15 protein-coding genes are annotated in these 13,559 nt (G+C 38.5%); all 15 read right to left on the reverse strand.

The window, feature by feature from the left end:
* Positions 1 to 12 precede the first annotated feature (12 nt).
* Positions 13 to 915 carry a M14 family metallopeptidase gene (locus CEQ83_RS21810; protein WP_028411615.1) on the reverse strand — a complete coding sequence of 301 codons (903 nt, stop codon included), beginning with the start codon at positions 913 to 915 and terminating at the stop codon, positions 13 to 15.
* A gap of 111 nt (positions 916 to 1,026) precedes the next feature.
* On the reverse strand, positions 1,027 to 1,995 hold the full coding sequence (locus CEQ83_RS21815) for an ROK family glucokinase (protein WP_098112947.1): 969 nt from the start codon (positions 1,993 to 1,995) through the stop codon (positions 1,027 to 1,029).
* Between the two features lie 2 nt (positions 1,996 to 1,997).
* Positions 1,998 to 2,204, reverse strand: a complete 207-nt coding sequence (locus CEQ83_RS21820; RefSeq protein ID WP_028411617.1) for a YqgQ family protein — start codon at positions 2,202 to 2,204, stop codon at positions 1,998 to 2,000.
* Between the two features lie 181 nt (positions 2,205 to 2,385).
* Complete coding sequence (locus CEQ83_RS21825; protein WP_028411618.1) at positions 2,386 to 3,906, reverse strand: rhomboid family protein; 1,521 nt, start codon at positions 3,904 to 3,906, stop codon at positions 2,386 to 2,388.
* A gap of 134 nt (positions 3,907 to 4,040) precedes the next feature.
* Positions 4,041 to 4,217 (reverse strand): hypothetical protein, encoded by a 177-nt coding sequence (locus tag CEQ83_RS27275; protein ID WP_013059186.1) that lies wholly within the window; start codon positions 4,215 to 4,217, stop codon positions 4,041 to 4,043.
* A gap of 51 nt (positions 4,218 to 4,268) precedes the next feature.
* The gene (locus tag CEQ83_RS21830; protein WP_028411619.1) at positions 4,269 to 5,066 is read right to left on the reverse strand and encodes a DUF92 domain-containing protein; all 798 of its coding nucleotides are present in this window, start codon (positions 5,064 to 5,066) and stop codon (positions 4,269 to 4,271) included.
* Positions 5,053 to 5,619, reverse strand: a complete 567-nt coding sequence (locus tag CEQ83_RS21835) for a 5-formyltetrahydrofolate cyclo-ligase (protein ID WP_028411620.1) — start codon at positions 5,617 to 5,619, stop codon at positions 5,053 to 5,055. The genes CEQ83_RS21830 and CEQ83_RS21835 overlap by 14 nt, the downstream gene beginning before the upstream one ends.
* 48 nt (positions 5,620 to 5,667) lie before the next feature.
* Positions 5,668 to 5,817 (reverse strand): 50S ribosomal protein L33, encoded by a 150-nt coding sequence (gene rpmG, locus CEQ83_RS21840; RefSeq protein ID WP_013059189.1) that lies wholly within the window; start codon positions 5,815 to 5,817, stop codon positions 5,668 to 5,670.
* A 242-nt stretch (positions 5,818 to 6,059) separates the two neighbouring features.
* Positions 6,060 to 8,339, reverse strand: coding sequence for a sugar phosphate nucleotidyltransferase (locus CEQ83_RS21845; RefSeq protein WP_098112949.1), 2,280 nt, complete (start codon positions 8,337 to 8,339; stop codon positions 6,060 to 6,062).
* The gene (locus tag CEQ83_RS21850) at positions 8,336 to 10,654 is read right to left on the reverse strand and encodes a glycosyltransferase (RefSeq protein WP_028411622.1); all 2,319 of its coding nucleotides are present in this window, start codon (positions 10,652 to 10,654) and stop codon (positions 8,336 to 8,338) included. The genes CEQ83_RS21845 and CEQ83_RS21850 overlap by 4 nt, the downstream gene beginning before the upstream one ends.
* Positions 10,647 to 11,141, reverse strand: a complete 495-nt coding sequence (locus CEQ83_RS21855) for a DUF4912 domain-containing protein (RefSeq protein ID WP_028411623.1) — start codon at positions 11,139 to 11,141, stop codon at positions 10,647 to 10,649. The genes CEQ83_RS21850 and CEQ83_RS21855 overlap by 8 nt, the downstream gene beginning before the upstream one ends.
* Before the next feature lie 67 nt (positions 11,142 to 11,208).
* Positions 11,209 to 11,415, reverse strand: a complete 207-nt coding sequence (locus tag CEQ83_RS21860; RefSeq protein WP_141483538.1) for a hypothetical protein — start codon at positions 11,413 to 11,415, stop codon at positions 11,209 to 11,211.
* A gap of 119 nt (positions 11,416 to 11,534) precedes the next feature.
* On the reverse strand, positions 11,535 to 12,194 hold the full coding sequence (gene phoU, locus CEQ83_RS21865; RefSeq protein ID WP_013059193.1) for a phosphate signaling complex protein PhoU: 660 nt from the start codon (positions 12,192 to 12,194) through the stop codon (positions 11,535 to 11,537).
* A 22-nt stretch (positions 12,195 to 12,216) separates the two neighbouring features.
* The gene (pstB, locus tag CEQ83_RS21870) at positions 12,217 to 13,014 is read right to left on the reverse strand and encodes a phosphate ABC transporter ATP-binding protein PstB (protein WP_370506071.1); all 798 of its coding nucleotides are present in this window, start codon (positions 13,012 to 13,014) and stop codon (positions 12,217 to 12,219) included.
* Positions 13,015 to 13,404: 390 nt separating this feature from the next.
* Positions 13,405 to 13,533: a hypothetical protein gene (locus tag CEQ83_RS27695; RefSeq protein WP_255256887.1), complete on the reverse strand. Its 129-nt coding sequence runs from the start codon at positions 13,531 to 13,533 to the stop codon at positions 13,405 to 13,407.
* Between the last annotated feature and the right edge of the window lie 26 nt (positions 13,534 to 13,559).

Raw genomic sequence — 13,559 nt, forward strand, 5'->3', positions numbered from 1 at the left:
TTGCGTGGCTTTTTAAATAGACAGATAATCCATTGCCGCAACTAAAATAGCTTTAGTCGGATTATATACGCGCGATATTTGAGATAAAGGCAGCGGATTAATCCCTTTTCCCAATTCTAGGGTGAACCCCAGCTTTTTCTTTTCTAAAATAAACCAATCCTTAAATCCCGCGTGACTATCAATCGTTTTGACAGCTTTATAACCGCTTACCCTTTCAAAATAGCTTGCTATTTCCTCTGCTTCCTCAGGCTCTTCATTCATATACCCCCAATAAAATTCTTCTCCTTGGGTATGTAAAGCAATCACACAATCAAAATCATGACGCTCAACGAGTTTTACCATTGCCTGAGCTTCAGGTTCAGAGAGAGATTCATAGCCTGGAAAATCTCGATAATGCGGCGCTTTAGGTTCTTTACGCTTTTTTTCGATTTCCCAATAAGCCGGAAACTGATTGTTTAAGTCCACCCCTCGGATATTTGCTTTCCAGCTTTGAAAATCCGGAAAATCTCTCCCTATTTTAGAAAGAAAAGACGCATAAGGTTCGCCTACACCAGGACCTTTTAAGACCAGATCTACTCCGTCTGGGTTAACAATTGGAACTGCAGAAAGCGTAATTTGATTAAAAAGAGCTCTTGAATCTTGCCCGTTCAACGCCTGATCATAATGAAGAGCAGCTAAATAATCTTCCATAAACTGTAGAAGAACATTTGTCGTAATCCATTCATTAGCATGAAACGACGCATTGATATGAACCTTTCTCTTTCCGTTTCCAATTAAAATATGAGGAATCGGCTTTCCAAGCACGCTGCACCCTATCCATTCAAGAGAACCATAGGGATAATAAGTCAAAAGTGTTTGTATGTCTTTTATGGTTCGCTTGTAATCGTAAGGCTTTTGGATATCTATAATTCGCATAATCTTCACTCCTTTACACTATGTATATGTAAAGATTGAAAAGATGCATGATAAAAAAGCGCTTTGACATTTAGTCAAAGCGCTTTTTTATCTCAGTTAGATTCTTGCTTATTATTCAAAATAAGATTTAACTAACCAAGCTCCTCCAATAATTCCCGCATCGTTTCCTAAAGTAGCGATTGCTAGTTCAGCACCTTGTGCTACGCGAGGAAATGCAAAACGTTTGAAATAACCTCTTACCGGTGCAAGTAATACCTCGCCTGCACGAGACACACCGCCGCCTAGAACGATTTTCTCAGGGTTTAATGCATTAGCAGAGTTTGCTAGTGCTAGACCTAAATGAAAGGCAACTTTATCTACAACATGCATCGCTAACTCGTCTTTTGAACGAGCTGCATCAAATACATCTTTAGATGTAACTTGTCCATTTTGTTCTAACACTGTGCGAAGCTCACTTGGTTTGTCCGTTTCCGTTAATTCTTCCATTGTTAAACGTACAATTCCAGTTGCTGAAGCGATTGTTTCTAAACAGCCGGTTTTGCCGCAGTTACACGGTGCTCCGCCTTCAGGAATAGAAGTAATGTGCCCGATCTCACCAGCGGCTCCATTTACGCCTTGTACAATTTCACCGTTGGCAATGACACCGCCGCCAACACCTGTGCCAAGCGTAACGCACAGCAAATCTTTTGCTCCGTCTCCAGCACCTTTCCACATTTCTCCAATGGCTGCAATGTTTGCATCATTGTCTACTACAACAGGAAGAGAAGTTTCTACTTCCAAGATATCTTTGATAGGGAATTTTTCCCAACCTAAATTGACAGCTACTTCAATCGAACCGTTTGCAAAGTTGACAGGCCCCGGTGCACCAATACCAATTCCTACCAACCTTGACTTTACTTCTCCAAGATCGTTTAACTTTTTATCAATTGCTTTTGCAATATCTGTTGGAATTTTACGGCCTTGCTCGCTCACATCCGTATTAATTTCCCACTTGTGAATGATTTCTCCATAATGATTAATAAAGGCCATTTTTATTGTTGTACCGCCTAAATCAACTCCAACTAACCATTTGTCATCCATGTTCATTCATCCTTTTTCTCTTTTTGTTGTTTTAACTCTCGACGAAGCAAAAGAATTGCCATTTGGTAATCACGTACATCAATCAAATTAGACTGATATAATTCTTTTACTTCCGCTTCCATCAGCTCTAAATCAGCAGTACGATCGCCTACGTATATAAAAATGCCGAAGGACTTTAATAATTGTTGTACATCATATAACGTATTCATTCTGTCACCTTTATCCTATTTTCTAGGTGATATGATTCATTTATTTTGAGATAACTCAACAGTCATTCAGTCATAAACAGCGGCCGTATTTAACGCCCACTGCTAGGTCTACATATTAATATTCTAGTAAACGTTCTCACAATAGTAAAGTATAAAATATTAAATTCGTCATTCAACAGTTTTAATTTTCTAGCTGTTGCTTCAGCTTTTCATATTTTTTACTTTGTGGTTCAAGCGCAATTGCTTTGTCGATATTTTGTGTGGCCGCTGAAATATCGTTCAGTTTTATATTCACCAAAGCTAAATAGTAATACGCCTCATGAAAAGTTGAATCATACTTTACAGCCTGATTCAATTGCTGTTTAGCTTCTTTATAATTTTCAAGATAAAGTTCTGCGCTAGCACTGATAAAATATATGTCACTATTGCTTGTCCCTTTTTCAATAAAAAGCTTGATGGCGTCTTTTGCTTCTTCATACTGCTTCTGCTGAAGATACGTAGCCGCTACGCTGAGTGCATATGGCTCATCTTGATAAACAGAACGCTCATGATATCCATAAAAAAGCAGACTTCCTACTAATAAAAGCGTGCAAATGAAAGCCGGAATCTGAATATACAGCTTTTTTTGTTTCGGTAAACTGACGATGCTTGCAGCTAAAAATCCGCCAACCAAACCGCCAATATGCCCTGCATTATCGACGTTCGGCGCAACAAATCCAAAAATCAAGTTAATCACAATGATGACAATGAAACTCGATCCCATTGTTCGAAAAAAGAAGCGTGGATTTGTTCTTGCTAAAAACAGTAAAGCTCCAAAGCAACCGAAAATGGCCCCTGAGGCTCCTGCGGAAATAGACGTATTCCATATAAAACTTCCTAGAGATCCTGCAAACCCGGCAAATATATAAATAAAGACAAAACGCCCGCTGCCATATATCCTCTCTACAAGCGTTCCTAAATAATACAGGGCTACACTATTCATAAGCAAATGCAGAAGTCCTATATGCAAAATTATAGGTGTAAAAAAACGCCACCATTCGCCTTCTATAATTAAGGGGTTATATTTAGCTCCGTATTGAATCAGAGTGAGCGTATTTTGCGTACTGCTTTTCCACTCCAGAAATAGAAACATTAAGATTTGCATCGCTAAAAATATATATGTAAAAATAGGCTTTCCGTATCCAGCTATTTGCTGTTCTTCGCTTTGTTTTTTCTGCACAAAAAGCACAATTTTATGTTTCCACTGTTCTATCCGCTGAGCTTCTTCTTCGGAAGAGAAATTGTCTGCGCTTTCTAATGTAAGACCCAGCCGTTCGAATAGAGGTTCATAAGCGCTTGCTTTCTCTGCCGTTAGTTGTTCAACATAACTATTCACTTTAGAGGGACTCGGCGCACTTTCTAAGGACTGCTCTGTATAAAAAGGATCAAAATCAGCAAAGTAAATTGTGTTAAGAGTAAGCGTTGATTTACCGCTCTGCTTTCGCACATTCTCAGCTCTTTGTAATGCATACAGTACATCTTTTTGCTGCTCAACGACTGATTTGAAATTACGGCGGACTATGCGGATTATTGACTTATCTTTGCGATAGTGAGATTGAAACCATAGCTCTGAAGCATCAGCTTTCATCGAAATCAGCTCATATGAAGAATGGCCAAGCAATTGCTGTGCCACCTGCAAATAATAAAAATCTTGCCTAGACAAATAGTCACCTCCTCACACTCTCTATATGTAAAGATGGCAGAAAGCCAGGAAAAAAGCAACGATTTTCCCTTTTTCTTTTTCTACGAAAAAACACCTTACATGTCTGTAAGGTGTTTTTTATGTATCTTTCGCTCTTAGCGGAAGACCTGCTTCATTAAACGATCCCGAACAAACGGCAAATTAAAAAATGAACGAACAGCTAGACTGCGGATAAATGAATTTCCAAACAGCGAATTTAAAACACGGTATCTCATTTGGTAGCCCAGCGTTCCAACAACTAAAAGCGTAAGTACTAATACAATATGTCTCATTTTCAAGCCTCCTTACGTTTACTTTGCTCCTATGACGAACATTTTATGCTCTTATATAGGTAAAAGCAGGATAAGGATTCCGCCTGTAAAAGCAGCAAGCAAAATAGCGGCAAGATTCACAACATCATTGTTAAAGAACGTTATTCCTTTTTCTTTTACGGTTGGCTTGCCGCAATGATCTTTCCGTTCCGTTTCAATACCGCAGCTTTGACAGCGAAAGCGAACTTGCACACTTGCTCCAAGAAGAGTGTCTATAGCGTTTCCAATAAAACCAAAGCACCCAACTAGCAATATACTACTCAGCGATACGGATGGAAAAGCAAAATAACAAGCGGCAGCAATAAGAAAAGTTCCGGCTGCTCCGGCTGCTGTACCTAAAAGTGAAACGGCTCCTGAAGTACCCGCTTCTACTCTCTTTAACGTCCAAATGTAAAACGGCGGCTTCTTACTAAGAGACCCTATTTCAGATGCCCATGTGTCAGCATTAGCAGCTGAGATACTAATCATAAACATCCACATGTAAACAGGCAAAGCTGTTGCAGCATATAACAAACCGCAAGCAGCAGCTACACCTCCATTAGCAAGGACTTGAATGTAATCTCGCCTGTCGTGCTTCTCTAGCTTTTCTTCTAATGCGCGTTTTTTTTCTTTTTTATACTTACTACACAACGTAGAAGTGCTAAAAAATAAGAGTAAGAGTAAAAAACCTTGAAGCGAAAAACCGATATAAACGCTCGCTCCTACGATGAAAGACATGCAGGCTCCCGATACTGTCAGTGCTTTTGCTATGTAGCCCGCTCCTGCCATGAGTAATATCACGATTATCATGACAGCATCAAACGGATTCACAGCAAATAAGCTCCTTCTCTGTCAAAATATATTCAACGGGAATATCATGAGATTCATATGGAACCTCTGAAACGACTTGACAATCAAACGCAAGGCTTAGCTTCTGTCCGGTATAATCTGTTAAATAACGATCGTAATAGCCGCCTCCATAGCCGATACGATATCCATTCTTGCTATATACCACGCCAGGCACAAGGAGTAAATCAATTGAAGATTTTGAAACGGGAACCGTTTCTTCAACAATTGGTTCGGCTAACCCGTAGTACACTGTTTCAAGCTGTGAAAAATTCGTAATCTCGTAGAAAACCATTTGAGATGTTGTGGGGTTGCATTTTGGAACAGCTACTTTCTTTCCATCTTTCCAAGCCCGTTCAATGATGGCTTTCGTATTAACTTCTTTATTTCTTGAAACCGTAGCTGCAATGACTCTAGCCTCTTTCCATAAACAAGTTTCATACAGTGCATTTGCTATGCTCGTTGAATGTGCCTCGTGCTGCTCTTCAGAAATTAAATTAAGAACGCGCTTCATCTCTTTGCGCAGATGAGATTTCATTTTAATTCCCCCCTATAAAAAAAAACAGCAGGATTGTACTCCTACTGCTTACTTTGTTTCACGATGAAGTGTAACTTTTTTAAGTCTTGGGCTGTATTTTTTTAACTCAAGACGATCTGGGTTATTACGCTTGTTTTTAGTTGTAATGTAATTACGGTCACCAGTTTCAGTGCAAGCTAATGTAACGTTTACGCGCATCTATTTTCCCTCCAAACATTATAAACATAAATCAGACTTTAATATAATATCATTTTTCGAAAGGAAATGCCAGTCTGTTTTTTTGAAGAAAGTCATTTAATTTCATTTCTTCACTTTTTCTTTCCTCTTAGAGTCCTGAGCTCCTTCTCTGCTACGCCTTATACATAGATGAAGTTTCTTAAAATAGGCGGAACTCTTTTTATGAGAGGCGTACTTCCTTTCTTTTAAATAAAATCCATTATTTACACTCTTTGATATTCTTGTATTTTTTCTACAAAATATGCCGACAGCTTCTTGGCAGTCTGAGTGTTTAACGCCTCTGAATAAATATTTAATACAGGCAAGTGACCATCGGGCAAAATAAGCGTCCATTCATGAGGATCATGGTAAATTTTTAAACCATCAATGACATACACTTGTTTACCGATTGCTTCTTCTAATAACTTCTTCATCACTTGTTCTTGAATTTCTAGCGGACATGAAATATAGCGCCAGTTCATATAAGCGTGGGGGACATATTGAATCATTTCAGAAATTTTCCGCTGCTGCACCATAATTAATTCGATCAGCTGACATAAAGCGTACATGGCATCTAACTGAAATTGAACAGGCCCCAAAAGACTAAGCAAATCACGTTTTTTTGCTTTTGTCCTCATAAATGATTGATTGAGAGATTGAGCAAATGTTTCTAATGTGGATGAATAGTGTATAGGAATAGGAACGAATGCTACTTTTTTTGTCATGTATACGCTATAAATATAAAGCGACATAATTTCTGAGTCATTTACGCTGCAGCCTTTTTCATCATATAGAGCAAATGTTTCTCCATCTTCTTTAATCTGAATACAAAAAGACAGCTTATTTCGTTTAATTATTCGTTTGGTTTCTTCTGTTTTCTCCCACTTGTTTAAAAATAACACATGGATACGAAGACGCTTACATAATAATTCGACAACTTCCTGTATAAACGGTGAACAAATCACACCAATCCGCGTACTGTCTTCTAATAAAATATGCTGATTAATTGATTTTACTAAAGCATCACAATATTCTTCCTTGATATTTCCTATGCTTGTTTCTTTAAGTGAAACAGAAGTCGTTATGTTTGCTTTTTTAGCTTGAAGATACATCCGCTCAATCTTTTTTTCAATAAGCTGATTAACTAATTGTCCTTTATTATCATATATTTCTAAAAATAGACCGCTGTTTTTGCTATCCACACCAATATAAATACCAATGCTCGCTTGTGAAGTCATCATGTAATATCGAAATACCGGAAGAGCTTCTTTTTTAATATCATACACAGCTGAATGATTACTCCGTAAAAAAGAAAAGCATTCTTTGCGAAGTTGAGTGGCTTCTCCTTCATCATCGCTTGCTAGACAGAACGATCCTTGATGTTTGCATACAAGTAATAACGCATTGTATAGTCTTTCTCGATCAACAGATGAATGTACATACAGGCGACCGTTTTTGAAGATAGAAACATCTGGTTTTACAGAAAGGTGAGGTAGCACTTGATTTTCAGCTACTGTATCTTGGACATACGTAGTCATCGCTTGAACATTTACATACGGACCTATCGTAGCGTTGTATAAAAACGATTCTGCCCCCACCGTTACGTTTTGAAGCAAAATCGTTTTATCGATTGCAGCATGTGCTTCTATGATACTATTGGTTCCGATAATCGTGTAAGGACCAATTGAAGCACCTTTTCTAATCACCACATTTTCTCCTACGTAAACCGGATCGTAAACAGTCACCCCTTCTTCTATAAGCGCGGCATCTGAGACAATACTTTCCTGTCTATCGCCAAACCACTTGCTCCACAGATCATAGTGTGCTTGACGATAATGGTGGATTTGCCCAATATCAATCCAATAATCCTCTGTTACAAAACTGCACACAGTATGATTATATTCCAAAAGAAGCGGGATAATGTCAAAGCTAAAATCTGTAGGACCATAAGAATTCACGTAATCAAGAACGGATTTTTTGATCACATACACTCCCGTATTAATCAATCGGCTATTGGCCTGTTCGTAGGTCGGTTTCTCTACAAATCCCGTGACTCGATTCCCTTCATCTATCGTCACCACTCCATAACCCCGCACGTCGTTTACTTCTTTTGTAACAATAGTCATTTCGCTTTTTTGTTCATAATGAAAATGAATAACGTCTTGAAGATTAATTTCTGTTAAGGCATCTCCACTAATAATAATACAGTCTTCCTCAATAAAGGCCTCTGCTCGCTTAATTCCGCCCGCTGTTCCAAGAGGCTCTTTTTCGATAAAATAAGTAAGCGTCACTCCCCACTGAGAGCCATCCCCAAAGTATTCAATAATTTGTTCATGCCTATACTGCAGCGTAATCCCAATCTCTGTAATTCCATGTTTCTTAAGCAGTTCAATGCTATATTCCATCACAGGTTTATCGTAAAGCGGCAGCATAGGCTTTGGAATCGTGTAGGTCAAGGGCTGCAGTCTTGTTCCTTTACCGCCAGCAAGTATAATGGCTTTCAATTTTTTGCCTCCCTCCTTTTTTTATCCTGGCAAATGTGATGTTGAAACAGCTTACTTGTATCGATAGCGATTTTCTCCCAGCTAAACATCGTTGTTGCTTTTCTATACCCATTTTCGCTGATTTTCGCAGCTATTTTTTCATTTTTTAACAAAAATTCAATACAGTTGATTAATTCGAGCGTATCTCCTCTGGCAAACGTCAGGCCCGTGTCGAAATGTGAAACAATATCGCTTAGACCTCCTGTATCGGCAACGATGGTTGGCTTCTTGGCTACCATCCCCTCTAAAGCCACAATTCCAAAAGGTTCATATAGACTTGGAAAAACAACCATTTTGCAAGCTTGAAGAAGTTGATTTCGTTCGTTATCGGTAATGTATCCAATAAAATACACGTATTTGTCTAATTGCTTTTCACTTACCTGTGTTCGAAATTCATGAAGTAAAGGCCCTTTTCCCGCCACAACAAATTGAACATCTATTTGTTTTTTCTTAAATAGTTCCGCTGCTTCAATAAATAGCTGAAATCCTTTTTCATATACAATTCGTCCAATTGAAAAAATAATAGGGGCCTTTCTAAAATTATATTTCTTTTGTAAACTTTCTTTTAACCGTTCATTTACTGCGTCGACTACCAGCTGCTTGTCAATTCCATTTGGAAATATAGCAATTTTATCCTGTTCTACGTGAAATAAAGTGATTAATTCTTTCTTCATATAGTCGCTGCAGACAATGATTGAGCTTGATTGTCGAATCAGCTCCTCTTCTTGCAAGTGAATTTTCTGCTGCATGTCATTATGAATACCATTATTGCGCCCATGTTCTGTCGCATGAATGGTCGTAATTAGCGGCCTATCCGTTTTATCTGCTAAACATTTTGCTGCGGATGCAACAAGCCAGTCATGAGCATGAATAACGTCAAAAGACAGCTTGTAGCCTAACTGCAGTCCTCTAAGAGCCATAGCCACGTTCAAACTGTTTACCCATGTCAAAAAATCCGGATGATGAGGCTGCAGGCTTTTAACTCTGTAAACGTGAACACCGTATAAACGTTCATATTCCGGCAGCCCCTCTACATACGTCGTTAATACACTAACGTGATGGCCCGCTCTAGCTAACGCTCTGGATAAATCAAATACATGTCGTGCAAGTCCTCCGATAACTAGAGGAGGGAATTCCCATGCAAGCATTAAAATGGAGAGACCGCCTTTATATTGATTTACTGATAAAGCCGACGGCTCTATCTCTTTTACAGGGTATAAAAAAGAACTTCCTGAAAGAAAACTGTTTTCACTATCCATCCTTGGATTCTCTTCGTGACAGAGAAAATCAAACAGCTTTATTTGCCTTTCGTATTCACCTCTGACTTTTTCAAAAGTATAAAGCCAATCGCTGCTACTTAAAAGGAGCCACTGTCGGTAGATGGCATTCACCACGCTAGGATGTTTAAAATCGATCACACCTAGCATCGCCTCTGACTTCTGTACGGTTGAAATAAACAATTCATTGTTCTCACTGACAAATTCGGCGCTTTTTGTTGCACCGTAGAGTGCAAGAGTTTCGTTTTGATGAAACTGTATATCCCTCGCGTAATCTAAAGGATATTGAAATGTACCGCTTGCTGCTTGCATTCGCTGAAAGCCAAGCGTGTCCTTCGCTTTCAAATCCAAAACAGCGCTCGCTTTATTCATTGTTCCTTCCTCAACTTGTTTTCCTTGCTTAGGATATGGAAACAAGATAATACCAGCAGGGGACTTTTTTAGTTCATCTGTTGATGACTTCACAAAGGTATAGCGCATTTCATGAGATTTCAGGAGCATATCTACTTGATGAGTATACTCTCCTTGCTGTATAAAAAAACCGACGGGCTTTTTTTCAAAAAACTGTTGAAAAACACGTATTGCTTCTGTAATTTGGAGATTTAATGTTTGTTCTGTTTTAAGGATGGAAACGAACGCGTTCGTTACGGTAGTAGGAATACATTCCATCATGTCATGCTGAAAGAAATATTTGCAGGCTGAGAACAAGCTCCCGTCCCACTTTTTTAAAAAAGTGAGTGCTCTCTGATGCTGCCGGCTTGAAAACTGGTGTAAATACTGAGCGTAACGAGTATTAAACTCCTCGTCGTTTAATACGTTCAAAAATACACAAGACATCACAGCTGTTGCACCTATCAATTTTTCAGACTCAATTTGATCTAAAAAAGGGATGAATTCGTTCGTTACTTGTTCAAACAGCGGATACTCACTCTCTGCTTGAAGTACATGTAGCAACGGATAATGCATATAAGTTAAAAGAATACAGTCATCACTATTCATATTGCTTCTTCACCTGCTCCAAGTCATTTGAATATAAGGAATATGTGCTAAATTCATTTTGAACACCTTGGTGAACTTTTACAGGTTCGTACATCCAGCTCAACGACTTTACATTCACTTGTTCATGCTGTTCTTTCATCAAATAAACCGGATTCGAACGAAGAAGGGAAAAAAAACTTCCTTCTTTATCTTGAATACCAATATCTATTACATACGTGCGCTCACTTTCCAAGCTATTCATAAACATGAAGTCTTGCTTAGGAGTAAGACCCTTCATATAATAGCGGTTTGATTCATGGCCGTTAAAATGAAGGCCTGTTATATCATACGTACACATAGCTAGATTCAATTCTTCCCATCGTGTCGAAAACATACTTTCTACCATGTCTCGAATATGCTCTGAAAACGACCAGTGAACATAAATACGAGATGAGTCAAGCTGAGTAGCTATACACACATTTAAGTTTTGAATAAGATTAGGAGCCACTGTTTTATCACTTCGTTTCTTAGATTGTTTTTTCTACGTATAAATGCCGTATAAACTTATTAACATCTTACCATTCAGAAAAAGTTGCCACAATAAACGCAATTTGTCGATTTGTGTTAAAAAATCCAGCCCAGCAAATTGGATGCATGAGCCCGTATGAATCGTTTGTTACACCGCTGTTGATTTCCGTGCAAAATGTCGCTTTCCGAGGGCGGCGATGAGCCTCCTCGTCGCTTCCGCTTTTCCTGCAGGAGTCTTTGCCCTTCCCTCTCATTAACAGCTAGAAGCAGCTACATTAAACCTACGTTTCTCGATACAATGAAAAAAATCCGAACGATTCATCGTTCGGATCTTCCTTCAACTAAAACACTTTTGTCCCAGCCTCTTTTTCCACTATTCATTTAAATCGTAGCGTTTGCCTTTTACAAGGTAAAATACGCTTTCTGCTACGTTAGTGGTATGATCAGCCATACGCTCTAAATAACGGGCTACAAATAAAAGCTGTGTAATTTGGTTCATAGCCTCCTGCTTTTCTTTAGCAAGACTTAAAAGTTCTTTAATTGTTATTCCGTAAAGCTCATCCACTTGATCGTCCATTTCCGCTACTTTTTTAGCCAACACAAGATCTTCTTCGTGATAAGCTTTTAACGAAAGGCTCAGCATTTCAATCGAAATATCGTGCATTTTCTTTACATGTTCTAACGGCTTAATTAATTCTTCGTTTCCAATTCGTATAGCTGATTTTGCTACATTAACGGCAAAATCTGCCATACGCTCAACATCCGAAGCAATTTTAATTGCCACAATAATACGTCTTAAATCAATAGCCACGGGCTGCTGCTTTGCAATCAGTAGGATAGCTAGGTCATTAATTTCTTCTTCTAAGTCATCCACGTATGAATCACCGTCGATAATTTCTAGCGCCAGCTCAACGTTACTTGTTTGCAACGCTTCAATTGATTTTGATAACGCCTCATGCGTTAAGCGCCCTATTTCTAATAATTTTTCACGTAATATCTTTAAATCACCATGAAACTTTTCGCGTACAACCACTCATCCCATCTCCTTGTATGTCTTAACCGAAACGACCTGTAATATAATCTTCTGTGCGTTTATCAGATGGCATTGAGAAGATTTTATCTGTTTCTGCGTACTCTACCACTTCTCCATTTAAGAAAAATGCTGTTTTATCTGAAATACGTGCCGCTTGCTGCATATTATGTGTAACAATAATAATGCTGAAGTCTTTCTTTAATTCTTGTACTAACTCTTCTACTTTTAATGTCGAAATTGGATCGAGTGCAGAAGTAGGCTCATCCATTAAAATAACGTCGGGTTCAATAGCCAAGCAGCGCGCAATACAGATACGCTGCTGTTGTCCACCTGACAACCCATTCGCATTTTGATTCAAACGATCTTTAACTTCGTCCCAAATAGCTGCTCCTCGTAAACTTTTTTCAACAATTTCATCTAGTTTTTTCTTGTTGCGAACGCCATGAATTCTTGGACCGTACGCGATATTATCATAAATAGATTTTGGGAACGGATTTGGCTTTTGGAAAACCATTCCTACTTGCGTGCGCAGCTCTTCCACATGGTACGATTTATCAAAAATATTTTTTCCTCTATACTCAATTTCACCTGATGTACGGACAATTGGCGTCATTTCTACCATACGATTTAACGTTTTAATATATGTTGATTTTCCGCAGCCTGATGGACCGATGATCGCGGTAACTTCGTTAGCATGAATGTCTAAATCAATATTTTTTAAGGCATGTGTGTTGCCATACCATAAATTCAAACCTTTTGTTTTATATACAATTTCTTTTGTTTGCGGAGTATTTACTTTTTCTTTGTTAGTCAATTCCATTGTTATTGCCATTGGATAATCCTCCTTCATCGTCTTTAACCGTTTTGAGCACAATAAAAGTCTCTCTATGTCTATTTAATATCTATTGTTTACTATTAGTGTAAATACATACGAGAAGCCGAACGCTTCCCCTTATTTTGATCATTTCTATTAATCCTTACACTTACAGAATAATAGCCGACTATTAATTGTGTTTTAACTCAATGTAAAGCTTTTGTAAACGAAGGCCTATCTGCGTGTTTTTTAGGTAAAAAACTAGTTCTTACGACCCTTAAATTCAATAAAAAACCATATATGTAAAGATTTCTAACAAAAAAAAGAAGAGGTTGAGACATAACTAAATTAATTTGATATAAAGACAAGTAAATTAGATAAATAAGCCAGTACGAATCACTTCTGACACCACTGTTGATTTCCGTGCAAGCAGGCGGCCGGTGAGCCTCGTTGTCGCTTCCGCTCCTGCGGGGTCTCACTTCTTCCGCTTTTCCGGCAGAAGTCTTCGCCCTGCCCTCCAATCAACCGCTTAAAGCACCTACTTACATGAA

It is taken from the genome of Priestia megaterium, assembly GCF_009497655.1.
GTDB lineage: Bacteria > Bacillota > Bacilli > Bacillales > Bacillaceae_H > Priestia > Priestia zanthoxyli.

Bases quoted from the DNA above. Each gene is read 5' to 3' on its own strand.
- CEQ83_RS21835 (WP_028411620.1), bottom strand. From the start codon at position 5,619: ATGAAATCTCATCTGCGCAAAGAGATGAAGCGCGTTCTTAATTTAATT.
- CEQ83_RS21810 (WP_028411615.1), bottom strand. From the start codon at position 915: ATGCGAATTATAGATATCCAAAAGCCTTACGATTACAAGCGAACCATA.
- CEQ83_RS21815 (WP_098112947.1), bottom strand. From the start codon at position 1,995: ATGGATGACAAATGGTTAGTTGGAGTTGATTTAGGCGGTACAACAATA.
- rpmG (WP_013059189.1), bottom strand. From the start codon at position 5,817: ATGCGCGTAAACGTTACATTAGCTTGCACTGAAACTGGTGACCGTAAT.
- CEQ83_RS21850 (WP_028411622.1), bottom strand. From the start codon at position 10,654: ATGAATAGTGATGACTGTATTCTTTTAACTTATATGCATTATCCGTTG.
- CEQ83_RS21820 (WP_028411617.1), bottom strand. From the start codon at position 2,204: ATGAATACGTTATATGATGTACAACAATTATTAAAGTCCTTCGGCATT.
- CEQ83_RS21860 (WP_141483538.1), bottom strand. From the start codon at position 11,415: ATGAGAGGGAAGGGCAAAGACTCCTGCAGGAAAAGCGGAAGCGACGAG.
- pstB (WP_370506071.1), bottom strand. From the start codon at position 13,014: ATGGAATTGACTAACAAAGAAAAAGTAAATACTCCGCAAACAAAAGAA.
- CEQ83_RS27275 (WP_013059186.1), bottom strand. From the start codon at position 4,217: ATGAGACATATTGTATTAGTACTTACGCTTTTAGTTGTTGGAACGCTG.